This window comes from Calidithermus chliarophilus DSM 9957 (genome assembly GCF_000430045.1).
Lineage (GTDB): Bacteria > Deinococcota > Deinococci > Deinococcales > Thermaceae > Calidithermus > Calidithermus chliarophilus.
The window spans coordinates 1,443,690-1,469,558 of sequence record NZ_KE387023.1; the positions used below are offsets into that span (position 1 = coordinate 1,443,690).

23 protein-coding genes are annotated in these 25,869 nt (G+C 70.8%); 18 read left to right on the plus strand and 5 right to left on the minus strand.

Translation table 11 applies throughout. The annotated features are described in order from the left end of the window. The 6 genes from MEICH_RS29215 to MEICH_RS0107010 form a co-directional block, all read left to right on the plus strand. The coding region (locus tag MEICH_RS29215; protein WP_027892020.1) for an AfsR/SARP family transcriptional regulator at positions 1-621 on the plus strand (621 nt) is incomplete at its 5' end. Between the two features lie 214 nt (positions 622-835). Next, complete coding sequence (locus tag MEICH_RS0106995) at positions 836-1,558, plus strand: hypothetical protein (RefSeq protein ID WP_051304012.1); 723 nt, start codon at positions 836-838, stop codon at positions 1,556-1,558. A 74-nt stretch (positions 1,559-1,632) separates the two neighbouring features. Further along, positions 1,633-1,869, plus strand: a complete 237-nt coding sequence (locus MEICH_RS27865; protein ID WP_169730639.1) for a zinc ribbon domain-containing protein — start codon at positions 1,633-1,635, stop codon at positions 1,867-1,869. Beyond that, positions 1,866-4,154, plus strand: coding sequence for a cysteine peptidase family C39 domain-containing protein (locus MEICH_RS0107000; RefSeq protein WP_157202647.1), 2,289 nt, complete (start codon positions 1,866-1,868; stop codon positions 4,152-4,154). Before MEICH_RS27865 ends, MEICH_RS0107000 begins: the two co-directional genes overlap by 4 nt. A 14-nt stretch (positions 4,155-4,168) precedes the next feature. After that, positions 4,169-5,569: a hypothetical protein gene (locus tag MEICH_RS0107005; RefSeq protein WP_027892023.1), complete on the plus strand. Its 1,401-nt coding sequence runs from the start codon at positions 4,169-4,171 to the stop codon at positions 5,567-5,569. A gap of 50 nt (positions 5,570-5,619) precedes the next feature. After that, complete coding sequence (locus tag MEICH_RS0107010; RefSeq protein WP_027892024.1) at positions 5,620-6,258, plus strand: hypothetical protein; 639 nt, start codon at positions 5,620-5,622, stop codon at positions 6,256-6,258. Positions 6,259-6,537: 279 nt separating this feature from the next. Here the strand turns inward: MEICH_RS0107010 and MEICH_RS24020 are convergent, their stop codons facing one another. Both MEICH_RS24020 and MEICH_RS0107020 read right to left on the minus strand, forming a co-directional pair. Further along, positions 6,538-6,912: a response regulator transcription factor gene (locus tag MEICH_RS24020; protein ID WP_051304013.1), complete on the minus strand. Its 375-nt coding sequence runs from the start codon at positions 6,910-6,912 to the stop codon at positions 6,538-6,540. 96 nt (positions 6,913-7,008) lie between these two features. Continuing rightward, positions 7,009-11,154, minus strand: a complete 4,146-nt coding sequence (locus MEICH_RS0107020) for a PAS domain S-box protein (protein ID WP_027892025.1) — start codon at positions 11,152-11,154, stop codon at positions 7,009-7,011. Positions 11,155-11,491: 337 nt separating this feature from the next. Here MEICH_RS0107020 and MEICH_RS0107025 point away from each other — a divergent pair, with 337 nt between their 5' ends. The 7 genes from MEICH_RS0107025 to MEICH_RS0107060 all read left to right on the plus strand — a co-directional run bounded on the left by MEICH_RS0107025 (position 11,492) and on the right by MEICH_RS0107060 (position 18,611). After that, the gene (locus MEICH_RS0107025) at positions 11,492-11,971 is read left to right on the plus strand and encodes a CoA-binding protein (RefSeq protein WP_027892026.1); all 480 of its coding nucleotides are present in this window, start codon (positions 11,492-11,494) and stop codon (positions 11,969-11,971) included. Between the two features lie 129 nt (positions 11,972-12,100). Continuing rightward, a complete protein-coding gene (locus MEICH_RS24025; protein ID WP_051304014.1) occupies positions 12,101-12,904 on the plus strand; it encodes a dihydrofolate reductase family protein in 804 nt (267 codons plus the stop codon). Between the two features lie 115 nt (positions 12,905-13,019). After that, positions 13,020-13,784 carry a DUF4097 family beta strand repeat-containing protein gene (locus MEICH_RS26980; protein WP_157202648.1) on the plus strand — a complete coding sequence of 255 codons (765 nt, stop codon included), beginning with the start codon at positions 13,020-13,022 and terminating at the stop codon, positions 13,782-13,784. Positions 13,785-13,799: 15 nt separating this feature from the next. Then, entirely contained in the window at positions 13,800-15,611 is a 1,812-nt protein-coding gene (locus MEICH_RS29810) for an alpha/beta hydrolase-fold protein (protein ID WP_051304015.1), read from the plus strand. Between the two features lie 16 nt (positions 15,612-15,627). Next, positions 15,628-16,092 carry a hypothetical protein gene (locus MEICH_RS26990; RefSeq protein WP_157202649.1) on the plus strand — a complete coding sequence of 155 codons (465 nt, stop codon included), beginning with the start codon at positions 15,628-15,630 and terminating at the stop codon, positions 16,090-16,092. A gap of 15 nt (positions 16,093-16,107) precedes the next feature. Next, positions 16,108-18,012 (plus strand): CocE/NonD family hydrolase, encoded by a 1,905-nt coding sequence (locus MEICH_RS0107055; RefSeq protein ID WP_027892028.1) that lies wholly within the window; start codon positions 16,108-16,110, stop codon positions 18,010-18,012. A 209-nt stretch (positions 18,013-18,221) separates the two neighbouring features. Further along, positions 18,222-18,611, plus strand: a complete 390-nt coding sequence (locus MEICH_RS0107060) for a VOC family protein (RefSeq protein ID WP_027892029.1) — start codon at positions 18,222-18,224, stop codon at positions 18,609-18,611. Here MEICH_RS0107060 and MEICH_RS26995 read toward each other — a convergent pair. Further along, a complete protein-coding gene (locus MEICH_RS26995) occupies positions 18,601-20,091 on the minus strand; it encodes a GAF domain-containing protein (RefSeq protein WP_027892030.1) in 1,491 nt (496 codons plus the stop codon). The genes MEICH_RS0107060 and MEICH_RS26995 overlap by 11 nt on opposite strands. After that, complete coding sequence (locus MEICH_RS0107070; RefSeq protein ID WP_027892031.1) at positions 20,078-20,713, minus strand: response regulator; 636 nt, start codon at positions 20,711-20,713, stop codon at positions 20,078-20,080. The genes MEICH_RS26995 and MEICH_RS0107070 overlap by 14 nt, the downstream gene beginning before the upstream one ends. Before the next feature lie 106 nt (positions 20,714-20,819). Here MEICH_RS0107070 and MEICH_RS28485 point away from each other — a divergent pair, with 106 nt between their 5' ends. The 5 genes from MEICH_RS28485 (at position 20,820) to MEICH_RS0107095 (ending at position 25,504) form a co-directional block, all read left to right on the plus strand. Beyond that, the gene (locus MEICH_RS28485) at positions 20,820-20,975 is read left to right on the plus strand and encodes a hypothetical protein (protein WP_157202650.1); all 156 of its coding nucleotides are present in this window, start codon (positions 20,820-20,822) and stop codon (positions 20,973-20,975) included. Positions 20,976-20,996: 21 nt separating this feature from the next. Next, positions 20,997-21,467, plus strand: coding sequence for a bacterioferritin (gene bfr, locus MEICH_RS0107080; protein ID WP_027892032.1), 471 nt, complete (start codon positions 20,997-20,999; stop codon positions 21,465-21,467). Positions 21,468-21,687: 220 nt separating this feature from the next. Next, positions 21,688-22,974, plus strand: coding sequence for an ABC transporter substrate-binding protein (locus MEICH_RS24050; protein WP_084542215.1), 1,287 nt, complete (start codon positions 21,688-21,690; stop codon positions 22,972-22,974). An 84-nt stretch (positions 22,975-23,058) separates the two neighbouring features. After that, complete coding sequence (locus MEICH_RS0107090; protein ID WP_027892033.1) at positions 23,059-24,573, plus strand: sulfatase family protein; 1,515 nt, start codon at positions 23,059-23,061, stop codon at positions 24,571-24,573. Positions 24,574-24,799: 226 nt separating this feature from the next. Next, positions 24,800-25,504: an N-acyl homoserine lactonase family protein gene (locus MEICH_RS0107095; RefSeq protein WP_027892034.1), complete on the plus strand. Its 705-nt coding sequence runs from the start codon at positions 24,800-24,802 to the stop codon at positions 25,502-25,504. A 91-nt stretch (positions 25,505-25,595) separates the two neighbouring features. Here MEICH_RS0107095 and MEICH_RS0107100 read toward each other — a convergent pair whose 3' ends face one another. Then, a complete protein-coding gene (locus tag MEICH_RS0107100) occupies positions 25,596-25,865 on the minus strand; it encodes a hypothetical protein (RefSeq protein WP_027892035.1) in 270 nt (89 codons plus the stop codon). Positions 25,866-25,869 lie beyond the last annotated feature (4 nt).

Here is a 25,869-nt window from a genome sequence, read left to right on the forward strand (position 1 = left end):
GCCCTGCGCCTGGAGCTGCTGGGGCCGGTGCAGTTCGCCGGGGAGCCGGTGCGCGGCCGCAAGCGCCAGGAGCTGCTGGCGCTGCTGCTCGAGGCCCGCGTCGCCGGGCGGGGCGAGGTGGGCAAGCTCGAGCTCCTCGACGCGCTCTACCCCGGCGAGGACGAGGAGAAGGCCGCCTCCTCGCTCAAGGAGCTCGTGCGCACCGTGCGAACGAGCCTGGGCCCCTCGGCCGTCACCACGACCCCCGGGGGCTACGCCCTGGGCGACGCGGTGGGCTCCGACCTGGAGGAGTTCCTGCGCACCGGTGACACCCGGCTGTGGCGCGGGGCCTACCTCGAGGGCCTCTCCTCCTCCAACGAGACCGTGCGCGAGTCGGTGCACCTGGCCCTGCGCGCGCGGGCCGGGGCGCTGCTGGAGGCCGACCCCAAGGAAGCGGCCCGCCTGGGGCGCCTGCTGCTCGAGGCCGACCCCTACGACCTCGAGGCGCTGAGGCTCACGCTCGAGGCCCTGCGCCGTGCCGGGAACCACAGGAGCCTGAGCCGGCTGTACGAGGAAGCCAGGGCGAGGATGCTCGAGGTGGGCGAACGCCTGCCCGGCGACTGGCAGGATTTCTTGGCCTGAGGGTGGGGTAAACCCCCGGGCTCCGCCCGCGCACGCGGGAGGGGTCATCCCGGGCCCGCGGATAGGCTCTGCCCGAAGGACCCCGGCCGCACCACGAGGCCCGTGCCTGCCGGTGTGAAGCGCTCAGCCCGGGTTCTCACCGGCAAAACCGGGCCCTGGGCTGACCGCCGCCTGACCGGGCACCTCCTACCTTGGCGCCAAAGGAGGTAATGGGATGTTCGATTCCAAGCTTCAGGTTCTGGTCTTGGGGCTGGCGGCCGGCACGGCGTTCGGCGCCGGCGTCAGCTATAGCCTGGTCGTGAACGGGCAGGCGGTCCAGGACAAGGCCATCGTGGTGGGCGGCAAGACCTACGTGCCGCTCTCGGTGCTCAAGGGGCTGGGGGTGGCCTACAGCCTCAAGGGCAACACCCTGACCCTCGGCAAGGCCGCCGCGCCCGCCGCCAACCAGACCCCCGGCGGGACCGAGCAGCGGGCGAGCCTCGAGGGCTGCCTGGGCGAGACCCTCTTCAACGGCGTCTGGCGCTTTAAGGTCACGAAGGTCGAGCCCATCGTGCGGGACGCCGGGACGCCCATCGAGACCCCCGGCTGGGGCGTGACGGTGGAGCTGCGCAGCGGGGCCAAGGCGAACACCCAGCCGGTCTTCACCGGCGTTCGCGACCAGGGCATCCAGATCGCCTTCGCCGACGCACAGACCCTCACCGCCGACGCCCTGGACGTGCAGAAGCTCACCTACGCCAACCTCCCGCCGGGCGGGGTCGTCACCCACCAGCTCAAGTTCTGGTACACCTACGACACCCCCAAAGAGCAGATCCGCCCGCCCGCCAAGCTGCTGTTCGAGATCAACACCAAAGGCTTCGAGAACGGCATCCGGGCCAGCGGGGCCGGCTACACCACCCCCACCCCCAGCTTCCGGGTGCGGCTCGACTGCCGGAAGTAGGCGGAAGGGGGCGAATTGCTGACCGCCGCCTGACCGGGGCGGGCGCAGTGTGGAGGGCAGGGGAGGGAAGAGCCGTGGAAGAGGCCTGGGGAGTGTTCTACCGCATCTGCCCGCGCTGCGCGCGCGCGGTCCCGCTCGCCTCGAGCGAGCGCTACTGCACCAACGACGGCACCCGGCTGCTCGAGGCCTGCCCCGGCTGCGGGGCCCGGATTACCTCGCCCTATGCCCGCTTTTGCGGTAGGTGCGGGCGGGAATTCCGCCTCGAAGCCCGGGCGTTTGAGGACAAGGCAAGGCAAGGAGGATTGGGATGAGGCATTGGTTCGTGAGCGTATTGGTGTTGGCGGGCCTGCTCGGGGCGTGCGGCCCCAGGGACTCGGGCGGCGGTAACTCGGTGGTGATCAAGGCCGCCGAGGGCGGGGTGGTCGAAGCGGGCGGGGCTAAGCTCACGATCCCGCCGGGGGTGCTGAGCCGGGACAGCCGGGTGAGCCTCGAGCTCAAGGCCAAGCCCAGCGAGCCCCAGGACAACCCCCTCAAGGCGGCCGGGCCGCAGGTGGGCCTCGACCTCGGCGGGGCCAGCCTCAACGCCCCGGCCACGCTCGAGCTGCCCACCGACCCCGGCAGCCCCGAGGGCAGCGTGGTGGTGCTGGAGACCGTCGCCGACCCCGAGCCGGACGGCCCCCGCCTGTGGGTGCACGCGGCCACGCCGGTAGGCGCCGGCGCGGCGGGGGTTTCGGGGCAGACGGTGCCCGCCAAGGTGGCCTACGCGGTGCGCCGGGTGGGGCTGTACACCGCCTACGTGGTGCCCAAGCCCAAGCCCCAGGAGGGGGGCGTGCGCTCGCTGCAGGTGCCCTTCTACTACCAGGCGGGCCTGCCGTGGTGCACCCCGACTTCGCTTTCGATGGTGATCAACTACCACCGGCCGCAGCCGGCCCTGGCCGCCAACCCCAAGTCCCCCGGGGGCTTCGCCAGCAACTACGGCCTGGCCAGCCTGATCAAGCAGTCGCCCAGCAGCGGCGCGGGCGCGGGGAGCATCCTCAAGGCCGCCGGGATCCCCGAGAGCGCTTACAGCTACCTGCGCTGGGACGCCGAGCTCATCCCCAGCGACAACACCTCCGGCGGCTCCAACGCCTTCACCGCCTACGTCGCCATCGCGACCACCGGCTTCTTCGGCCTCTTCCCGGCCAAGCCGGTGTGGACCGCCTCCGACCGCCTGTGGCACGCCTTCGTCCTCACCGGGGTGACCGCCGACGGCGTCTACGTCGCCGACTCCAACGCCCGCCCCGACACGGACTGGAACGGCACCCACCCCTCGATGACCTGGAAAGCCTTCCGCGACGCCAACTGCACGCTCAAAGACCCCAGTGACCCCACCAAAGGCTGCGCCGACTCCGGCGACCCCAACAAGCCCGACCTCGAGACCATCGTCTTCCTCAACGAGCCCAAGCCCGAGGCCGAGCGGCGCGGCTCGATCGAGCTGAGCCACGGCGAGACCGTGTACTTCGGCGGGGTGGGCTTCCCCTTCCCGGCCTCGCTGATCTTCCGCAACCCCTCCAACCAGGTGATCTCGCGCTGGAAGTGGGACGGGGCCTACCCCAACGGCTACTACTTCAACGACGAGGCCACCACCCTCCCCACCTTCCCCTACGGGCGCAACCTGGTGCAGGACAACGAGTTTCGCTACCTCATCTACCGCTCCAGCCGCATGGAGGCCAGCTTCAACGTGGTCAACGTCACCAACATCGCCCTCGACTTCGAGGTCGAGGCCCGGCTCTACGTGGCCGGGGCCATGAAGGCCCAGCGCTTCGCCAACGTGAGCGTGGAGGCCTACGACCTCGAGCCCCTCGACCTCGACTTCGGCAACCTCGCCGGCGTGGTGGGGACGGTGGGCGGGCCCACTCCGGCGCGGCTGGAGCTCAACTTGCGCCAGGGCGGCGCGCTGCAGGATGTCAAGCACATCGCCTTCAAGCTCGCTCCCGACCCCTCCGACCTGCCCAAGGTGCGCATCCTCGTGCCCAGCGCCCCCACCACCTTGCTCAAGGGCGAGCCCTTCACCTTCCGCGGCGAGGGCTTCGACGCGCATACCCTCCCCGACGGCCGGGCCCGGCTGGCCTGGTTCGAGGGCGCCAGCCCCCTGGGCAACGGCGGGCAGTACACCCTCACCCCCAGCGCCGCCGGCTCGCGCACCCTGACCCTCGTCGCCACCGGCGAGTACGGCCTGCAGGCCACCGCCTCGGTGAGCGTCAACGTCATCGACCCCACCCGCACCCCCGGCGAGATCGTGATCGTGGAGCCGAAGAACGGCGCCGAGTACTGGAGCCCCGACATCAACCAGCCCATGGTTGACGTGCCGCTGGTGGGCTACGCCACCTACTCCAACGGCGCGGCGGTGCCCGGCGAGCGGCTGGTGTGGACCGCGCAGGCCCAGGGCGGCACCGAGGTGGAGGTGGGGCGGGGCTCGAGCCTCAACGTGCGCCTGGTGGGCGGCCGCAACTACAAGCTGCCCTACACCATCCGCCTCACCGTGCTCAGCGACAGCGGGCAGCCCATCGGCAGCAAGACCGTGACCATCACCGCCGGCTACACCTACGTCGGCTAGGGAGGGAAGAGGCCATGACCCGCACCTGGATCGTTCTCCTGGGCCTGCTGCTGGCGGCCTGCAACACCAGCACCCCGGCCGGCCCGCCCAAGATCAACGGCTTCACCGCCACGCCCGCCAGCCTGCCCAGCGGCGGAGGAAGCGTGACGCTGGAGTGGGACGTCACCGGCGCGAGCAGCCTCGACATCAGCGGGGTGGGCAGCGTGACCCCCGCCGACAGGGGCAGCAAGACCGTCAACGTGACCGCCAGCCGGACCTTCACCCTCACCGCGACCAACAGCGCCGGGAGCGTGAGCAAGGACGCCTCGGTGACGGTGGCCCCCGCGCCTTCCATCAGCGTCACACCCGCCTCGAGCGCCTTCGTGGCCGGCGACCCCGGCGGCAGCTTCGACGCGGTGGTGACGGGCTCGAGCGCCGCGGTGAAGTGGTCGCTGGAGGGCCCGGGGAGCCTGAGCTCGACCACCGGCCCCAGCGTGATCTACACACCTCCTGCCACCCTCAGCGTCCTGACCACCGCCACCCTCACCGCCGCGCTCGAGGGCACCGGCCTCAGCGCCAGAGCCACCATCAGCGTCGCGCCGGCCGTGCTCACCGGCGGCGTGCTCTTCTACAAGGCCGACGGCTCGGGCACGGTGGGCAGCCTGGACGCGGGCGGGACCTTCACCCCGGTCAAGGCCCACGCCGCCGGGGAATTGCCGGTGGGGACCACCCACTTCGGCAAGCCCTACGAGCTCTACGAGCTGTTCTACAGCGCCGCCGACGGCTCAGGGGCGCTGGGCACCTTCGACGGGACGGGCGTCTTCCGCAAGCTGCGCACCTACGCCGCCGGGGAGCTGCCGGCCGCTCAGGACCAGGTGGTGAGCCTGAACGAGCGGCTGGTGTTCTACAAGGCTTCCACCGGAACCACCCTCTGCGGCAGCTACGGCCCCGACTACGGCTTCAGCAACCCCGTGACCCAGACCGGCTACTCCAAGGATTGGAACCTCGTCGTGCGGGTCAACGACGCCAACGGGGTGTTCTTCTACAAGCAGCCCACCGGCACCGGGGGCTACGGGACCTACGACGCGGCCTGCAAGTGGTCGTACGTCTACTCCAATTACAGCCTCAGCACCAACTGGAGCCACATCCTGCGCACCCCGGGCGGGGTCTTGTTCTACCGCCAGAGCGACGGGATCGGCGCGCTGGTCACCTTCGCCGCCAACGGGGCGCCGACCCAGACCGGCACCTACGTCTCGGGGCAACTGGCCAAGGGCTGGGAGCAGGTGGTCAGCACCTCGGCCGGGGTGCTCTTCTACAAGGCCGACGGCTCGGGCGAGCTCGGCACCTTCAGCGGCAACACCTACACCAAGGTAAAGTCCTACGCCGCCGGGGAATTGCCCGCCGGGGCCGAGCGGCTGGCGCGGGTGGGGGATTGACCCTCGCCCGCGCACCGACATTGCAGGAGCTGTATTGAAAGGGGTGCAACATGTTCCGCCACGGGTTGATCGTTCTGGTGCTGGCCGTCCTGGCCGCCTGCAAGGAGCAGGGGCAGGGTTCCACCCCGCCGCCGTGGGCCCTGGGTGAGCAGCCCAACTTCAGCGGGGCCATGGAGTACTGGGCCAAGGGCGACGCGATCGCGCCGGCCGAGGGCAGCATCTTCGCCTACTCCTACTACTCCGACCCCGAGGGCGAGCTCGTGGGGCTCGGGCAGATCAAGGCCGACGGGAGCTTCACCTTCGGGCTCGTGCGCGGCGCCGGGGGGTACGCGGTCCCGGTGGAGCAGGCCATCTGCGCCGGCCTCAGCCTCGGCAACGCCCAGCAGAAGGTGGCGATACCGGAGGTGCTCGAGGTCCCCGCGCTCTACGTCGAGGGGGTGCACGCCCGCCCCGGCGGGGGCGTCTTAGTCAGCACCCAGCACCCCATCGCCCCGGGCGCCCCGCGCTACCAGTTCGTCTACGCCGACCGCGACGGCACCGTTAAGGGCTCGTGCGGGGGCTTCGCCATCAACCTCGACCTCCGCCAGGGCTGGAACAGCATCGTGTGGCAGGCCAGCGAGTTCAAGACCGCGGCCATCCCCAAGGAGGCCCGCTGGTACTTCATCAACCCGCTCACGGCGGGGGAGTGATACCAGATCCGGTTGGTTCGTCACCGTTCGGTGACGCCGCCCCGCCAAGGCGGGGCGGCCGGCCGAAGTTATCCGCGTGGCGGAGGGCGGTAGCGCCCCTCGGGAGGGATACGCTTTCTTCGCCGACCGTCAGGGAGGGGTGTGCTCTGGGGTCCAAAAAGATAGCCTCCGGGGCCCTTCGGATCGGATGACTATCTTTTTGAATCCGGTATGATACCGGGTTCGGCCACCAGCACACTGCCCCCTCCCCCCGCTCGCGGGGGGAGTTCTCGCGGGGGCTCACCCTCGAGCCGGCCGGCCCTCGCCCAGCAGGCCGCGCACCGTGTCCATGAGGGCGGTCATGGGCATGGGCTTGGCGAGGTAGGCGGCGGCTTTCTTCAGGTCCTCGGGGCGGCTCTCCTCCTCGTCCTTGGCGCTGAGGATCAGCGTTTTGAGGCGGATGCCCTGCCGGTCCATGCGCTCCAGCACGCCCACGCCGTCGAGCCGGGGCATCATCAGGTCGAGGATGAGCAGGTCGGGGAGGTCGGCCTCGAGCCGCCGCAGGCACTCCTCCCCCGAGTCCAGGGCTTCGACCGAATACCCCGCCAGCCGCAGCGCCCGCTGGAGCAGGCTGCGCATGGAGGGATCGTCGTCCACCACCAGGATGCGTTTCATGGGAACCCCGACCGAAGTCGTCTGGAGTCTACCGCCGCACCCCAAGAAGAAAGTCAGCCCCGGGCTAAGGCGCGTTCATGGGTTATCATCTCGCTCTCAGCCAGCGGGGGCCTCGAGCGGCAGGCGCACGAAGGCGGTGGTGCCCCGGCCCAGCTCGCTCTGTAGCCAGATCCTCCCGCCGTGCTGCTCCACGATCCACTGGGCGATGGACAGCCCCAGCCCCGTCCCCCCGGCGTCGCGGCTGCGCGAGGGGTCGGCGCGCCAGAAGCGCTCGAAGACGTGGGGCAGGTCCTCGGGGGCGATGCCGACGCCGGTGTCGCTGACGCGGAACTCGGCGTAGCCCTCCCCCGGGTCCAGCTCCAGCCGCACCGTCCCGCCCGCCGGGGTGTACTTGAGGGCGTTCTCCAGCAGTTGCAGCGCGAGCTGCTTGAGCCGGTCGGCGTCGCCCGGCACCGTCAGGGCGGGCAGGGGGCCCAGCTCCAGGCGGTGCCCGTTGCCCAGGCCCTTCAGCGTGGCGAAGGCCTCCCCCAGCACCCGGTCGAGCCGCACGGGCCCCAGCCGCAGCCGCAGGCCGGCGTCGCCGCGGGCCAGGGCGAGCATGTCGTTGACCAGGCGCGACAGCCGCTCGGCCTCGCGGGCGGCGTCGGAGAGGGCCTCGCGGCGCTCGCGCCCGTCGATCCCCTCGAAGCGCAGCAGGAGCTGGAGGTTGCCCTGGATGGCCATCAGCGGGGCCCTGAGCTCGTGGGCGGCGTCGCTGACGAAGCGCTTCTGGGCCTCGGCCAGCCGCCGGTAGCGCTCCTCGCTCTCGCGCAGGGCCTGCTCGGCGCGGTGCCGCTCGATGTAGATCGCCAGCACGTTGGCGACGGAGCGCAGGAAGTTGACGTCGTCGCGGGAGAAGGCCCGCCTCGAGGCGCTGTACACGCCCAGCACCCCGTAGGGCTGGGGGATGCCCCGGATCACCATGGCCATGCCGCTCACCACCCCGTGCTCGAGCAGCAGGGGCGGGCCGTGGAAGCGGGCCTCGCTCGAGAGGTCCTCCACCACCACCGGCTGCCCGACGGAGAGGGTGTAGCCCGGCTGGGTGTCGGGGTCGGCGCTCACGGTGACCTCGCCCACCCGGCCCTCGCGCCAGCCCACCCCCGCGCACAGCCGCAGCGAGCGGCCCTCGGGCAGCAGCTCGAGCACCCCCGCGTACTCGACCTCGAGGGTCTGGACCAGCGCCTGCAGGGCCTCCTGGAAGAGGGTGCCGGGGTCGGGGCTCTCCAGGGCCCGCCGGCTCAGCTCGGCCACGGCGGCCTGCTGGCGCACCCGCAGGCGCAGGCGGTCCTCGACCCGCTTGATCTCGGTGATGTCAGGGCTCGAGCCCACCATCCCCGCGAACTCCCCGTCCACGAAGCGCGGGGCGGCGTAGGAGACGATCCAGCGCCACTCCCCCGAGGCGTGGCGCACCCGGGCCTGGGCCTGGAAGGGCCGGTGTTCGCGCAGGCACTCGAGGAAGGCCTGGGTGTAGGCGGGGGCGTCGTCGGGGTGCACGAGCGGCTGCCAGCCCTGCTCGCGGATCTGCTCGGCGGTGGCCCCGAAGAACTCGGCGTAGGCCCGGTTGACGAACTCCACGCGGCCGTGGGGGTCGGTGACCCAGATCATCAGCGGCGAGCTGTCGGCCATGGTGCGGAAGCGCTCCTCGCTCTCGCGCAGGGCGGCCTCGGCCAGTTTGCGCGCGGTGATGTCGGTGTCGGTGCCCATCCACTCCTGCACCCGCCCGTCCTCGCCGAAGACCGGGGCGGCCTTCGAGTGCACGACGCGGTAGCGGCCGTCCCGCCCGCGCAGCCGCAGCTCGACGTCGTAGGGGACGAGCCGCTCCAGCGAGCGCTGCCAGGCCTCCAGCGCCAGCGGGCGGTCGTCGGGGTGGATGGCCTCGAGCCAGCCCAGCCCGTGGGCGGTCTCGAGGCTGAGCCCGGTGAGCCGCTGGAAGTGCTCGTTGGCCCACACCAGCTCCCCGCCCGCGTCGGTGCGCCACACCGCCGCCCCGCCCACCTCGACCAGGGCGCGGTAACGGGCCTCGGAGGCCCGCACGGCCGCCTCGGCCTGCCGGCGCTCGGTGACGTCCTGGCTGAAGACGCCCACCCCCAGCACCCGCTCCCCGGCCCGCACCGGGTAGTAGCTCAGCCAGAAGGTGTGCCCGGGGGCGACGGGGTGGGAGGGGTCGGCCACGAACTCCATCTCCAGCACCGGCTCGCTGCGCTCCATCACCCCGCGCAGCAGCTCCACGGTTCGCCGGGCTTCGGGGAAGAGCTCGCCCACCGACCGCCCCAGGTGGGCCTCGGGCGGCAGGCCGTTGAGCCGGGCCAGTGCGGCGTTGACGTAGCGGTAGCGCAGCTCGTGGTCCACGAAGGCGAAGCCCAGCGGGGCGCTCTCCAGCAGCGTCTGCAGCAGGGCGTTGGCCTCCTCGAGCCCGTGCCGGGCGCGGCGCTCGTCGGCGTAGAGCCGCGCCCGCTCGATGGCCTCGGCGGTGAGCGAGGCTAAGGCCTCCAGGAAGGCCCGCTCCTGCGCGCCCCACTCCCGCTCCTCCTCGAAGGTGAAGGCCAGGCTGCCCAGGGTGTGGCCCCCGGCCCGCAGCGGCAGGCTGACCCCGGCCTCGGTCGCCAACTGCCGGATCTGCGGCCCGAGGTGGGGGTACTGCCGGGCGTAGTCGTCCTTCGACTTCAGCCAGCGGGCCACCCCCTCGCGGGCGCTGTCGGCGGCGGGGACGGGGGCGGAGAGGGGGATGCTGAGGTAGTGGCGCCGCAGCGCGTTCTCGCCGGTCCAGCCCACCGCCTGCAGCGTGTCGCCCTCGAGCAGGTACAGCGTGCCGGTGCGGGCCCCCAGCAGCGCCGCGCTCTCGCCCATCAGCCGCTCGTAGATGGAGGCGGGGTCGAGGGGCTCGCTCAGCACGGCGGTGAGCCGCTGCAGCTTCTCGGCGCGCTCGCGGGCCTGGCGCTCGGCCTCCAGCAGCCGGGCGCGCTCGAGGGCCTGGGCGGTCTGGGCGGCCACCGCCAGCAGGAAGTTCTGGTCCTCGCCGTCGAAGGTTAGCCGGTCGCGGAAGGTGAAGTTGAGCCCCCCGAGCACCTCGCCCTCGTACACCAGCGGGATGCTGGCCGCGGCCTCGCCCTCGAGCCGGGCGACCTGCTCCTGGAGGTGGGGGTAGAGGCCGGCGTAGTCCGCCTGCGAGGGGAGCCACACCGGCTCCCGGCGGCGCACCGCGTCGGCGGCGGGCACGGGCGCGGTGAGGGGGACGTGGCGATAGGCCTCCAGCAGCTCCTCTGCGAAGCCCGTGGCGGCGACGAGCCGCAACTGGTCGTCCTCGAGCACGTAGACGCTGCCCGCGCTCGCCCCCAGGGCCCCCTCCACCTGGCTCATCACCGCCGCGTACACCTGCTGCGGCGTGGCGGCCTGGGAGAGCGAGGCCGTGACCCGCTGCAGCCGCTGCAGGTGCTCCTGGGCCCGCCGGCGCTCGGTGACGTCGGTGGCGGTGCCGATCCACTCGCGCAGCTCCCCCTCGGGCGAGAAGTGCGGCAGGCAGCGCATCCGCAGGCGGCGGTACTGCCCGCTGCGGTGGCGCAGGCGGTACTCCTGGCGGTAGGGGGTGTGCCGGGCCATGGCCTCGGCCCAGGCGCTGCGCACGCGCTCGCGGTCGTGGGGGTGGACCGCCTCGAGCCAGCCCTCGCCCCCGGCCGTGTAGGGGTCCTGCCCGGTGAAGCCCGACCACCAGGCGCCGAGCTCCGGGCTCGAGCCGTCGGGGGCGAGGGTGAAGACGAAGTCGGTGCTGGCCTCGACCAGGCTGCGGAAGCGCTCCTCGCTGTCGCGCAGCGCCTCCTCGGCCTGCCGGAATTCGCGGGCGTCCTGCGCCAGGGCCACCACGCCCGCCACCCCGCCCCGCCCGTCGAGGACGGGGTTGAGGCGCAGGAGGGCGCGGAGGCTCGAGCCGTCCTTGCGGCGCAGCCGGGCCTCGCCCGACCAGCTTTCCCCTGCCAGGGCCGCGGCCAGGACGCGCGGCTCGAGGGGGAGGACGCCCAGCAGCTCGCGGCCCAGCACCTCCTCGGCTGCCCAGCCGTACAGGGCCTGCGCCGCCGCGTTCCAGTGCGCGATCCGGCCCTGGGGGTCGGCGGCGATGACCGCCTGCCCCACCGCGTCGAGCAGGCGGGCGGCCTCCACCCCCAGCGGGGAGGCCGCGGGCGCGGGGTTTTCGGACTGCTCGGGCTTCATAGGATCGGGGCCACCCTGTCCGTAACGCGCTGATGCTACCCCGTGCTCGCTGAGTCTGGGCTGAGCCGGCCGGGGCGGGGGACTGCTTGCCGTCTGGCCTGATTCTATCGCCCTCCGGGCGGTTTGGTCTCGCGGGGGCTCGAGCGGCGAATGTGCCACGCCGGTGTCAGCTCCGCGCTGCCGAGCAGCAGAATGCCCAGGGCCCGGCCGGTGCGCTTCACCTTATACCAGATCCGGCCCCGAAACTGGACCCTACTCCGAAAGCGGGACGACAGGCCCGCCCGGGTGGGCGAGGCTGGGGACAGGAGCCTGGCCGCGGGCCGGGCCGAGGAGCGTTATGGCAACGATGCGAGAAGCCACCAAGGACTTCCTGGCCCAGCGCTGCGTCGCCGTCGCCGGGGTCTCGCGCGACCCCAACCAGGCGGCCAACAACATCTACCGTAAGCTGCGGGCCGAGGGCTACACCGTCTTCGCCCTCAACCCCAACACCCCCACTGCCGAGGGCGACCCCTGCTACCCCGACCTGAAGTCCCTCCCCCGGCGGCCCGACGGGGTGGTGATCGTCACCCGGCCCGAGGTGGGCGAGCAGATCGTGCGCGAGTGCGCCGAGCTGGGCATCCCCAGGGTCTGGATGCACCGGGGGATGGCCAGCCTGGGCAGCAGCGTCTCGAGCGAGGCCGTGGCCTACTGCCGCGAGCACGGCATCTCGGTGATCCCCGGCGGCTGCCCGCAGATGTACTGCTCCCACGCCGACACCGGGCACCGCTTCATGCGCTGGCTGCTCGACCTCACGGGCGGGCTGCCCCGGCAGGTCTGAGGGGGTGCGTGGCATCGGCCCTGCCCTCGGGCCGCGGGCCTTCTTCACCACCGAGGAGCTGGCCTACAACGCCGGCGTGCGGGGGTACCTGCGGGCGCGGGGGCCGTGAGAGGGAAAGGGAGGCGCGGTATGGAACGTCCGAAGGTGGTGGTGCACAACGTGGCTTCCCTCGACGGGCGGATCACCGTCGCGCCGGGGGTGCTGCTGCTGCGGGGCGACGAGCGCTGGAGCGCCGTGGCGGGCTCGGACGAGGACGCCTACGAGCGGGTCAAGGCCCTCTACCACCCCGAGGTGCTGCTGGAGGGCAGCGGCTCCTTCGTGCCGCCCGGCGCCGAGCCCGAACCCCTCCCGGCGGCCGGGGGCGACCCCCGCGGGCTCTACGAGGACTACCTGCCCGAGGCGGTCGTGGGCCGGCCGGGCCGCAGGTGGTTCGCGGCCGTGGACAGCCGGGGCCGGGTGCGCTGGTTCTACAAGCAGTTCCCCGGCGAGGCCTGGCGGGACTGGCACCTGCTGGTGCTGGTGTCGCGGCGGACCCCGCCGGAGTATCTGGCCTACTTGCGGGGCGAGGCCATCCCCTACCTGGTGGCGGGGGGAGGGCGTGTAGACCTCCGGCTCGCGCTGGAGAAGATGGCCGGGCGGCTGGGGGTGAGGACGGTGGTTTCGACCGGCGGCGGCCGGTTCAACGGGGCGCTGCTGCGGGCGGGGCTGGTGGACGAGGTGGACCTCGAGCTTTTCCCCGCCCTCATCGGCGGCAGCGACACCCCCTCCCTCTTCGGCGGCGAGGCGCTGAAGCCCGGCGAGATGCCCACGCAGCTCGAGCCCGTTGCCTGGGACATGCAGCCCGGCGGGAGGCTGCGGCTGCGCTACCGGGTCCTGCCGCCCGCGGCCGTCGTGGAGCCCGACGCACGCCGCCGCGTCACAGGGATGGGTTGAACAGAGGGAAGTTTCTCCGGGGTGGCTTTGTCAAAAGCCACCCCGACCAAAGGGGGAACGGGGGCGCTGCCGCAGGTGCGGGTGATTTCCTGAACTGCCTGAATTGGAGGAACTCATGAAGATGCACGGGATCGCGTTCATCGGCGTGGCCCTCTCGGGCCTGGCCCTGGGGCAGCCCCAGACGGTCGAGACCAAGCCCCTCGAGACCGCCGGGGTGGCCCGCCTCGAGGTGCGCACCTTCAACGGCTTCGTGCGGGTCGTGGCGGGGGCGGAGTCCCCCGGCGTGACCGTCACCCGGCGCGGCCAGGTGAGCTACACCGTCGGCCGCTCGGGCGACGCGCTGGTGCTGGAGGGCAAGAAGCGCGTGACGCTGTGCGTCAACTGCATGGTGGCCTTCGAGGTGCGGGTCCCGGCGGGGCTGGCGGTACGGATCGCCACCTCCAACGGCGCCGTCGAAGTGCGCGGCGGGGTGCGCGGCCTCGAGGCCACCACCTCCAACGGCCACATCCTCGCCCGGGACACCGGCACCGCCGACCTCACCCTCAAGACCTCCAACGGGCGGGTCGAGGTGCAGGGGGCGAGCGGGCAGGTGCGGGTGGACACCTCCAACGGCTCGGTGCTGCTCGAGCGCGTGACCTTCCGCCCGGGCTCGACGAACTGGGTCAGAACCTCCAACGGCGCCGTCACCGTGCGGGCCTCCGGCTTTCCCCAGGCCGTAGAGATCGAGGGCCGCACCTCCAACGGCCGGGTCAGCTTCGGCCTGAGCGGCTTCGAGGTACGGATCGAGCGCAGCTCCTTCGAGGCCAAGCGCGAGGGGGAGCGCGGGAGCGAGGCGCGGCTCGAGCTGAGCACCTCCAACGGCGCCGTCAGTGTGGAGTGAGAAAGGAAGCTAGGCATGTTCGCCAAAACGATCTGGAGCCTGATCCTGGCCCTCCTGGCGGGCGGGGCGATGGCGGCGAGGGTCACCCTGGTCGTCACCCAGGTGCCCGCCGACACCCCGCCCGGCGCGGTGCTGAGCCTGGGGGCCAACGTCAACAACTGGGACCCCGGCGCGGCGGGGTACAAGTTCACCAGGGACGAAAAAGGGGTCTACCGGCTCGAGGTGGACGTCCCGGTAGGGGCCAACCTCGAGTTCAAGGTCACGCTGGGCTCCTGGGCCACGGTGGAGAAAAACCCCTTCGGGCAGGACATCCCCAACCGGGTGCTGAACGTGCTGGGGGACATGAGCGTGGAGTTCAAGGTCGCGCGGTGGGCCTCCACTACTAACGTCACCGCCGCCCCGACGGCCAGCACCCTGAGCGGCAAGATCGAAGTCATCGCGAACGTGGCGAGCCCGCAACTGGGGAACGCTCGAGACCTGCTCATCTATCTGCCGCCCAGCTACGCCAATTCCGATAAACGCTACCCCGTGCTCTACCTGCAAGACGGACAGAACGTCTTCAACGCCTCCACCTCCTACTCCCGCGAGGAGTGGGGGGCGGACGAGGCCGCCGAGGCCTTGGCCAAGAAGGGGCTCGAAGCCATCCTCGTTGGCATCCCCAACATGGGCACCGAGCGCCTGGCCGAGTACGCCTTTTTCCCCCACCGCGAGGCCAAGTGGACCGCCCGGGGTGAGGCCTACGCGGCTTTTCTGGTGAACACGGTCAAGCCCCTGATCGACGGGAAGTACCGCACCCTGCCGGAGCGGGTACATACCGGGATCGTGGGCTCGAGCGCTGGGGGCAGCATCAGCTTGCTCACCGCCTTGCGTCACCCGCAGGTCTTCGGCTTCGTGGGGGCCATGTCGCCCGCCTTCTGGCTTAACCAGCCCGCCATCTACCCCTGGGTGCGGGAGAACCCCAACCCCGCTTTGCGGGTCTGGATCGACATGGGCAGCGAGGAAGGCCCCGGCATGGTGATGGGGGCGCAGTGGATGGCCGATCTGCTGGAGTCCCAGGGCAACGAGGTGCGGCTGGTGCTCGAGCCCGGCGGCAAGCACTTCGAGGTCGACTGGAGGCGGCGTTTCCCGGCGGTTTTGGAGATGTTCCTCACCCCACCCCAGGCCAGGGTAGCGCCCGAGGCCGCGGCGCTGCTGGAGAAGGCCGCGGGCGCGATGAACCTCAAGGGCGTGCAGACCCTGCGCCTGAAGTTCACCCAGACCGACTACACCTATACCCAGGCCGGGCCACAGGCGGCTACGCCCGTAGAAGGGATGCTCCTCTTCGATTTCAAAGGCCGGCGGGTCCGGGTGGAGGTGCTGGCCGGTAATCAACCCATCCACGTCGAGCAAGTTACCCCCGAGGGCGGCTGGGTCTGGGATGTCCGTAGCGGGACCGAGCCGATGTCGCTCGAGAACGCGCTGTACGCCATGCGCTTCCTCCAGATCGGGGCTTTCGGGCTGACCCAGGGGGCCTCCGGGCGGGATTATGCCCGGGTGCTGGGACCGATCCAACTCCTGGACCAGGAAGGAGAGGGGCTCGAGGTCGTCACCGAGGGACGCTGGGCCAACCTGCTCTTCTCGCCCGAGGGGATGCTGTTGGCCGAGCGCTACGCGGTGCCGGGGGGCAGCCCGGAGACCCTGGTCTTCGGCGACTACCGCACGGTCGGGGGGGTCCGCTTCAGCTTCGAGGTCAAGGGCTACGTGGACCAGACCCTGTTCTCGCGCTTCAAGGTCGCCGAGCTGGAGGTCAACCCGGCCTTCGGCCCCCAGACCTTCGCCCGGCCCTGAGCGAGGAGGTACACACGTGCGAACGGCCTTGGAGCGCAAACCCCCCGCCCTCTACCTCCTGACCGCCGTGCTGCTCTTCCTGGGCGCGGGCGCCCTCTACGGCGGCTACAGCCTGGTCGCCGACCCTTCCGGGAAGGGGCTGGGAATGCCGGTGGAGTGGCTCCGGGACACCGGATTCCCCGACTACCGGATCCCCGGCCTGATCCTCCTCACGGTGCTGGGGGTGCTGCCCCTGGCCGCGGCCCTCCTGCTGTGGCTGCGGCCCGAATGGGGGTTGATGAAGGGGCTCGAGCGCTCCTCCCGCCTGCGCTGGGTGTGGGGGGTGGCCTTCGGGGTGGGGGTGGCGCAGGTGATCTGGATCGTCTACCAGGTGGCCACCATGGGCCTGACCTTCTTCCTGCAACCGCTGTTTTTGGGGGTCGGGCTCCTGATCTGCGGGCTGTGCCTGTGGCCTTCGATGCGGCACTACTGCCGCGCCTGAGCATGAGGTGACGACGTGAAACAAACCCTGATCCGACGATGGGCACGCCTTCTGGGCCTCGGCCTGGGGCTGCTGGCCCTGCTGGCCCTGGCCCAATCCCCCGCCAAGGTCTCGGCGCTGGGCCAGTACAGCGGCTACAGCGCCCCGCAGTACCAGGACATCGCCCGGGTTTCGCAGTACGTGACGGTGCGGGACGGCACCCGGCTGGCCGTGGACCTCTTCTTCCCGGCGACGGGCGGCCAGCCGGTGCAGCAGCAGATGCCGGCGGTGTTCATCCTCGAGCGCTACCACAAGGTGCGGCGCAGCCAGGACGGCAGGTTCTTCACCGAGGTGCAGATGTGGGACTTCCTGCCCCTGCTGCTCGCCCACGGCTACACGGTGGTGGCGGCCGACTCGAGGGGCACCGGGGCCTCCTTCGGCTCGCGCCCCCAGGGCGACCTCGGCGACGCCGAGGCCCAGGACGCCGCCGACCTGATCGCCTGGATCGCGGCCCAGCCGTGGTCGAACGGCCGGGTGGGGATGTTCGGCGGCTCCTACACCGGCATCACCCAGTGGCTCGCCGCCTCTCAGGCCCCGCCCGCGCTCAAGGCCGTCGTGCCGCAGGTGGCGATGTTCGACCTCTACAGCTTCATCTACCCCGGCGGGGTCTACAACTACGACTTCGCCCAGCAGTGGGGCCAGCTCACCACCCTGCTCGACAAGCAGGTGCCCGGCGCGCCGGTAGACGCCGACAAGGACATGAGCCAGAGCCTGGCCGCCCTGCGCGAGCACCAGGCCAACCAGAGCGTCAAGGACGTCACCCCCGACCTGCCCTTCCGCGACAGCACCTCGAGCCTGGTGCCGGTGCCGATGTACAGCACCGTCAGCCTGACCCGGCTGCTGCCGGGGGTCAACCGCTCGAGCGTGGCCGTCTACTCGATGGCGGGCTGGTACGACCTGTGGCCCAAGGACCACGCCCTGTGGTTCGCCAACCTCACCGTGCCCCAGCGGGTGCTCTTCACCCCCTTCTCGCACCAGATGGGCAACAACCTCGGCTGGTACGGCCTGGTGGCCCCCCTGATGGACGAGCGCTTCACCGTGCGGGAGGCGCGGGCGCTCATCGTTACCGAGCACCTGCGCTTCTACGACTACCACCTCAAGGGCATCGACAACGGCATCATGCGCGAGGACCCGGTGTGGTACTACGTGATGGGCGCCCCCGAGGGGCAGGGCTGGCGTTCGGCCAAGACCTGGCCGCTGCCCGAAGAGGTGCGCACGCGCTTCTACCTGGGGGCCGGGAAGTCCGGGAGCATCGCCTCGGTCAACGACGGCGGGCTCTCGACCGCCGCCCCTACGGCGGCCCAGGCCAGGGATGACTACGCCGTGGACTACGGCACCAGCCTGGGCAAGCAGACCCGCTGGCAGAACGGGGTGGGCACCGACCTCAAGTACCCCGACCTCACCGAGCAGGGCCGCAGGTCGCTCACTTACACCACCCTGCCCCTGCGGCAGGACCTGCAGATCACGGGGCACCCGGTGGCCCACCTGTGGGTGACCTCGACCGCGGCCGACGGCGACTTCTTCGTCTACCTCGAGGCCGTCAGCGAGCAGGGCGAGCCCACCTACCTCACCGAAGGCGTGTTGCGAGCCTCGCACCGCGCCCTCTCGAGCGCGCCCTACAACAACCTCGGCCTGCCCTACCACCGCAGTTTCCAGGCCGATTTGCAGCCCCTCCCCAAGGGCCAGCCGGTGGAGCTGGTCATCGACCTGCACCCCACCGGCGTGCTCCTCAAGGCCGGGCAGCGCCTGCGCGTGCGGGTCAGTGGGGCCGACGCCGACAACTTCCGGACGCCCCGCCTCGAGCCCGCCCCCACCGTGAGCCTCTTCCGCGAGCAGGGCCACGCCTCCTACGTCGAGCTGCCGCTGATCCCGGCCCGCTGAGCCGGCGGAGGGCGAGGGGAGACCGTGGAATCACCGGCCGGGTGGCGCGGGCGGTGTTCACCTCACCCGGGGCCATCGGCTGGGCTGCCCGGTTAAGGAGGGCGTGAGTGCCAGGCCGTAGCGTTCGGGCGGGGTTTCTCGAGGCCGGGCTACACCTTTAGCCGCACGACAAGCGGTCGGCGGTGGGCGAGCATGGGGAGGGAGCAAACATGAACGAAGTCCTCAGCCCCTTCGTGCGGATGGAACGGGTGGTGCTGTTCGTGCCCCGGCTCGAGCCCGCCCTGGCGGTCTACGAGCGGCTGGGGCTGCGCCTGGTGTGGCGCGAGCGGGGGGTGGGAGAGGGGCGGGGGTACGAGGTGGCCCGCCTGGCCTTCCCCGGCGGGGGGCCCGAGCTCGAGCTCCACACCCGCCCCGAGCGGCAGTTCGCCGACGCGGTGGTGCGGGTGGGGGACCTGCCCGCCCTCTACCGCGCCCTGCTGCCCGACCCTGGCTACGCCTGGCTCGAGGCCCCCCGCCCGGCTCGCTGCGGCCTCGAGGCCGAGCTGCGCACCCCCGACCGCAACGTGTGGGTGCTGGTGAGCGAGGGGTCTACACGCTGAGCGTGGCCTCGACGCGGGTGCCCTGTCCCGGGGCGCTCTCGAGGCTCAGCCGGCCCCCCAGGCGCTCCAGGCGCTCGCGCATCGAGACCAGGCCCAGGTGGCCCGGGTGGGGCCGGGCGGGGTCGAAGCCGACGCCGTCGTCGGCGACGAGCAGCCCGACCTCCGCCCCCTCCTGCCGCAGCCGCAGGCGCACCCGCCGGGCCCTGGCGTGCTTGACCGTGTTGTGCAGCGCCTCCTGGGCCACGCGGTAGAGCGCCTCCTTGGCCTCGAGGCTCAGCGCGGGCTCGTCGCAGAACTCCGGCTGCACCTCCAGGCCGTGCCGCGCCCGCACCGCCGCGACCTGCTTCGACAGCGCCACCACCAGCCCCTCCTGCTGCAAGGACTCCGGGCGCAGCTCGAAGATCAGGGACCGCATCTCGGCGATGGCGGCCTCGGCCAGGTTCATCACGAACTCCAGCGCCGCCGGGACTTGGGCGGGGTCGCGCCCGAGCTGGGTCTGGGCGGTGCGCACCCCCAGCACGATGCCGTAGATGGCCTGCGAGACCGAGTCGTGCAGCTCCCGCGCCAGCTTCTGGCGCTCCTCGAGCGCGGCCTTGCCCCCCGCCTGCGCGTGCACCCGCGCGTTGTGGATGGCGCTGGCGGCCCGCCGGGCCAGGCTGTGGAAGACCCGCTGCTCCTCGGGGTCGAAGCCGTGGGGCTCGAGCTTGTCCACGTTGAACACCCCGAAGACCTCCCCGCCCTCGCGCAGCGGCAGGTGCATGAACGAGCGGATGCCCTCGCCGTCGGTGAGGGAGCGGGCCACCCGGGGGTCGGCGTGGGTGTCCTGCACGATCACCGCCTGGCCGCTGCGGGCGACCTCGGCCAGCAGGCCCTCGCCGCGGTACTCCCGCATGGCCTCGAGCCAGCCGCCGCTGAAGCCGCGGTGCGCGCGGGTGACGAGGCGCTCGCGGGCCTCGTCCCAGGCCACGATGCAGCTCTTGTCGGCCCCCAGCAGCTCCACGCACACGTCCACCAGCGCCTGCAGCACCGCCTGCAGCTCGAGCGAGGAGTAGAGCTTGGCGTCGGCCTGGTAGAGGGCCTCCAGGCGGCGCAGGTGGGGCTGGCCTTCGCCCGCGTCGCGCAGGACGGCCGCGCCGTAGGGGCTGCCGCCGGCCTCGAGCCGGAACGCCGAGCAGCGCACCCGCCGCCAGCCGCCGTCCGGGCGCGCGAAGGCCACCTCGTGGAAGCCCGGGGGGTCCTGGCCCTCCCGGCTCAGCGCCAGGCGCCGCCGCACCGCCTCGCGGTAGGGCGGCGCGACGAGGGGGAGCAGGTCTTGGCCCAGCAGCTCGGCCTCCGACCGCCCCAGCAGCGCGCAGGCCGCCGGGTTGGCGTAGACGACCTCCCGGCGCTCGTCGGCGACCAACACCGCGTCCTGCGCGGCCTCGAGGAGGCTCGCCAGGGCGGGGGCGTCCAGCCGTTTGAGGAATTCAGTCGAGCCCAACCAGCCCCTCCTTCAGCGCGAACAGGGCGGCCTGGGTGCGCGAGGAGAGGTCGAGCTTGGAGAGCAGGTGGGAGACGTGGGTCTTGACGGTGAGTTCGGAGACCTCCAGCCGCTGGGCGATGCGCTTGTTGGAGAACCCCCGCGCGACGAGGCGCAGGATCTCGGTCTCCTTGGGCGTGAGGCTCTCGCGCATCTCGGGCGTGCGAACCTCCTGGGCCAGGCGCTTGGCGGCCTCGGGGTGCAGCCGAACCTCGCCCCGCGCGGCGGCGTAAACGGCCTCGATGAGGTCCTCCGGGCGGGTGTCCTTGAGCAGGTAGCCGGCCGCCCCGGCCCGCATGGCCTCGTTCACCAGGCGGTCCTCGAGCGCGCTGGTCAGGGCCAGCACCCCGACGCCGGGGTGACGCGCGCGCAGGGCGCGGGTGGCCTCGATGCCGTCGGTCCCCGGCATCAGGAGGTCCATCAGCACCACCTGGGGGGCCAGCTTCTCGGCCTGGGCCAGCGCTTCGCCGCCGTCGGCGGCCTCGCCCACCACCTCCAGGCCCTCGTCGAGGGCCAGGAACATCCGCAGGCCCTGGCGCACCACGGCGTGATCGTCCACCAGCAGCACCCGCAGCCGGCCCATGGCTCGAGGCTAGCACCGCGGCGGTCGGGGGGACAGGGCCATTCCTACCTCTTTGGCAGGACGACAAACTCCCGGCAGCAGGAAAGGGTAGAGGAGAGGTGACGCCATGGCAAGAGCCCTGAGCCCTGCTACCCCTCCTCGCGCCGCCGGCGTCGTGCTCGGCGTCTACGGGCTGCTGAGCCAGGTCCGGACCGTCCTCGGCGAGCCGGGCTTCTCGCCCCAGGCCACCGCCTGTCGGGCCGGGCTGCGCTGGGGTTTCTGAGGCCCGGAGAAAGGAGCAGCCATGAAAGGCAACCCGCAGGTCATCGAACTGCTCAACGCCCGGCTCTCGGAGGAGCTGGCCGCCATCAGCCAGTACATGGTCCACGCCGAGATGTGCGCCAACTGGGGCTACGCCCGGCTGGCGGCGGCGCTGGAGGACCATGCCAAGCAGGAGATGCGCCACGCCGAGCGCCTCATCGCGCGCGTCATCTTCCTCGAGGGCGTGCCCAGCGTGGCGCGCGTAGGGCCCATCCGCCTCGGGCAGAGCGTGCAGGACATGGTCATCAACGACCACCACGGCGAACTCGAGGCGGTGCACGGCTACAACGAGGGCATCGAGCTGTGCACCCGCCTGGCCGACAACGGCACCCGCGAGCTGTTGCAGGAGATCCTGCAGGACGAGGAGGGCCACGTCGACTGGCTCGAGGCCCAGCGCGACCAGCTCGAGCACATGGGCGTGGCGAACTACCTGGCACTGCAGGCCCAGACCTGAGCAGCGCGGCCCCCCGCACCCCGGCACCGCACGGTGCCGGGGTGCTTCGGCGCTAAAAAGCCTTCGGGGTCGGGTCCCGGCGGCCGGGTATTGCATTTTCCCGGGGGGCGGGGTACATTTTCTTAAAGGTTTAAGAAAATAACCTGGAGGAACTCGAGGCGGCTATCCCGGCTTCAACACAGGGGTCTCAAACCTTGGCACTCACGACAGGAGGACGGTTATGAATTGGAAGAAGGCAGGCTTGCTCACGCTAACCCTGGCGGGACTGATGGGCTCGAGCCCGTTCGAGTTCAGCCAGGCCCAGGCCCAGGGCCAGCAGATCACCCTGCAGTTCTGGGGCCACTGGCTCTCCGAACAGCGCCGCCCCACCATCACCCGCATCGTCAACACCTGGAACGCCAAGAACCCCAACGTCAAGGTCGAGTACACCGGGGTTCCGTTTGATCAAATCATTAACAAAACCCTGGCCTCGGTCGCGGCCGGCAACCCCCCGGACGTGGTGGTCATCGACATCCGCACCACCCGCCTGCGCGCGGCCAAGGGGCAGAACACGAACCTCTCGGCGCTGGGCGTGGAGAGCAAGAAGAACCTCTACTTCCCCAACCTCTGGGCCACGGGCACCTACAAGGGCCAGCAGTACGGCCTGCCCTTCAACACCGACACCCGCGTGCTGTACTACAACAAGAAGGCCTTCCGGGAGGTGGGCCTCGACCCCACCCGGCCCCCGAAGACCTGGGCCGACCTCTGGAACTACGCGCTGAAGCTCGACAAGAAGGAGGGCAACCGCTACACCCGCATGGGCTTCCACCCGCTCTTCGGCGACTTCGGCTACGAGGGCTGGGTCGGCAACGCCAAGGGCCTGCTCTTCAAGGACACCGACTACGACGAGCCCGCCATCAACAACCCCACCGCGGTGAAGGTGCTCGAGTGGGTCAAGCGCTGGACCGACAAGTACGGCACCGCGCAGTACGCCGCCTTCCGCGCTTCCTTCGGCGGCGGCGCGCAGGACGAGTTCATGTCGGGCAAGGTGCCCATGGTCGTGCGCAACGGCAACTACATCGCCACCATCGCCCGCAACGCCCCCGACCTCGAGTACGGCATCGTCCCCGTGCCCACCGAGGACGGCCAGCAGCACCCCTACTCCTCGTGGGGCGGCGGCTTCAACGTGGAGATCCCCAAGGGCACCAAGCACCCCAAGGAGGCCCTGGCCTTCGCCATCTTCCTGACCACTGAGGGTGCTAAGTACTGGACCGCCGAGCAGAAGGACCTGCCCGGCTACCGCCTGGCCCAGCTCGAGAACAAGGATCCCCTGTTCCTGCAGCTCGTCAACAACATGAAGTACACCTTCGTCGCCCCCACCGCCGCCTACGCCCCCACCTACGGCACCGCCGTGGAGAAGGCCGTACAGGACGTGGTGCTCCAGGGCCGCGACCCCAAGGCCGCCCTCGACGAGGCCCAGCAGACCGTGATGAAGATGGTCGAGCAGGGCAAGCGCGAGACGCAGTAACGCCGGCTCTTACCCCTTGACAACCACGTTTTTTCCCTTCCGACGGGCGACTTAGAGTCGCCCGTTCGCTCGTGAGGAGCGCCCATGGCCGACGACCGGCTCAGCGTCATCGTGATCCAGCTCGACTCGCTCAACCGGCACTTCCTGAGCGCCTACGGCAACGACTGGGTGCGCACCCCCAACCTCGCGCGCTTCGCCGAGCGGGCGGTGGTCTTCGAGCAGCACTACACCGGCTCGCTGCCGTGCATGCCCGCCCGCCGCGAGATCTGGGCCGGGGTGGAGGAGTTCTGGTGGCGGGGGTGGGGGCCGCTCGAGCCCTGGGACCGCCCCCTGGCCTTCCTGGCGGGCCAGCGGGGCATCGTCAGCCAGCTCATCACCGACCACTACCACTTCTTCGAGTGGGGTGCCCACTCCTACGCTTACGACTTCACCGGCTACGAGTTCATCCGCGGTCACGAGCACGACAACTGGGTCACCGAGCCGTTGGCCGAGGTCCCGCCCTGGGCCCGGCGCATGGTCGAGGTTCACGGCGAAGGCGGACTGACCTACCTGCGCAACGTCGCGCACTTCCGCGGCGAGGAGGACTTCTTCGGGCCTCGGGTGATGGCGGCCACCGCCGAGTGGCTGGGGCGCAACCACGCCCACGAGCGGTTCTACCTCCACGTCGACTGCTTCGACGTGCACGAGCCCTTCCACGTCCCCGAGCCCTACCGCTCGATGTACACCGGCCTTCCCCCCGAGGGCCGCAACCCCTGGCCGCGCTACGGCCGCACCGACGACCCCGCGATGGGCCTCACCCCCGAGGACGTGGCGTGGGTGCGGGCGCAGTTTGCGGGCAAGCTCACCATGGTGGACGCCTGGCTGGGCCGGGTGCTGGACGCGCTCGAGCGCCACCGCCTCTGGGAGCGCACCTGCGTGATGGTCACCACCGACCACGGGCACTACCTGGGCGAGCACGACCGCATCGGCAAGCCGGGCTCGCCGCTGTGGCACACCCTCTGCCACATCCCGCTGCTGGTGTGGCACCCTGGTGCTCGAGCCGGGCGGGTGAGCGCCGTCACCCAGACCGTGGACCTCTACGCGACGGTGCTCGAGCTCCTGGGCTTAGAAGCCCCCGAGGGCAGCCATAGCCACAGCTTCGTGCCGGTGCTGGAAAGGAAGGACCGCCACCGCGGCTTCGCCGTCTACGGCTACAACAACCAGCGGGTGGGCCTGAGCACGCCGGAGTGGACCCTGCTGCGCGACCAGGACCCCGCCGCCGCCCCCGCCTACGTCTACAGCCACCAGGTGGGCCAGCTCAACCAGCGCTCCGCCGGGGCGCGGCACCGGCGGGACTTCGAGCTTCTGGGCCTCGAGGCGGGCCCTTTCCTCCCCGGCGTGTCCACCCCGGTCTGGCGCATGCCCTCGGGCGCTTGGGACGTGCTCAACCTGCACCCCCCGCGCCCCGACCTGCTCTACCACAACCCCTCCGACCCCGAGCAGGAGCGGAACCTGGCCGCCGACCGGCCTGCGAAGGTCGCGGAGCTCGAGGCCCTGCTGCGCGAGCACATGCGGCGCCTGGGGGTGCCCGAGGAGCAGTACGCCCGCCTTCGGCTGTAGCTTGTAGCGTGCGCCTGCGCACCGGCCGTTCCAAACGGGGTGCGCGAGCGCACCCTGCGATTCCGCTGGTGTCACATAGGCCGCACCGCCCTGGACAGATATGGCCTATTGGCTAAAAATTAGGGTTGAATTATTGTTCTAACAGAACTAGAATGAAACTGGGTTGAACCAGTCAACTCGGCAGCCTTTCCCGCGTGTATGGGGAAGAGGGCAAAAGGAGATAATTATGCGCCAGAATGCCGTGAAGCGTCTTTATTTGATGCAAGTCGGGATCATGCCGGAGTACCAGATTCCGATAGTTTGCTATCTGGTGCAAACGGGTGACGGCAAGAACATTTTGATTGACAGTGGTCTGCCGGAGGTCATCCCTGAAGGAGAATCGGAGTTCGAGAACGGGCGGGACGTTATCGAGCAGTTGCTGAGCATTGGCCTAAAACCGGACGATATTGATACAGTCGTTTCAACGCACTACGACGGAGACCATGCCGGGAGACACGCGGCTTTCACGAAGGCGCAATACGTTGTTCAGCGTGCGCATCATTCGGACGCGGCGAGCAACCCACGTTATGCCGCCATTCGACCCCAATGGGATCAGCCGATAGGGCGTATCCGGCTGGTGGACGGGGACACGGAACTTCTGCCGGGGCTGGAGCTGATTGAGACGAGCGGGCATGTGCCGGGACACCAATCAGTGCTGGTGCGGCTGCCCGAAACGGGGGCGGTATTACTGACGATTGACGCGGTGCCCTTCGGCGAGGACTTTACCCGCGGCAGGCAGGACGGCGGTAGCAACCCGGACGCCGAAGCGACCCGCGCCAGTACGATTAAGCTGCTCGATCTGGTCGAAAGGGAGCATATCGGGCTGGTGATTTTCGGTCATGACAAGGAGCAGTGGGAGACGCTGAAAAAAGCGCCGGAGTTCTACGGGTAGTGGAAAGAGGCTAGATGGTTAGCAGCGGGTAATGCTGCAACTGCCCTCACCCCCAGCCTCCCTCCCAGGCACGCCCGGCGGAGACATGGCCTCACGTCCGCCGCTCGAGCCGCCCCACCGCCACCCAGGAGGCCGCGACGAAGACCAGGGCCCCCAGGAATACCGCCCGGTAGCCCAGCGCGTCGGCCAGCACCCCGCCCAGGAAGGGGGCGAAGGCCAGCATCCCGATGAAGGTGTTCATGGCGCCCAGGTAGCGGCTGTGCTCCTCGGCGGGCGCGGCGAACCAGCCGTTGAGCACCCCCAGCCGGTAGTTGCGGGCGCGCATCTTTTCGGGGAATTGCCCCCAGGACTCGTTCAGCATGGGC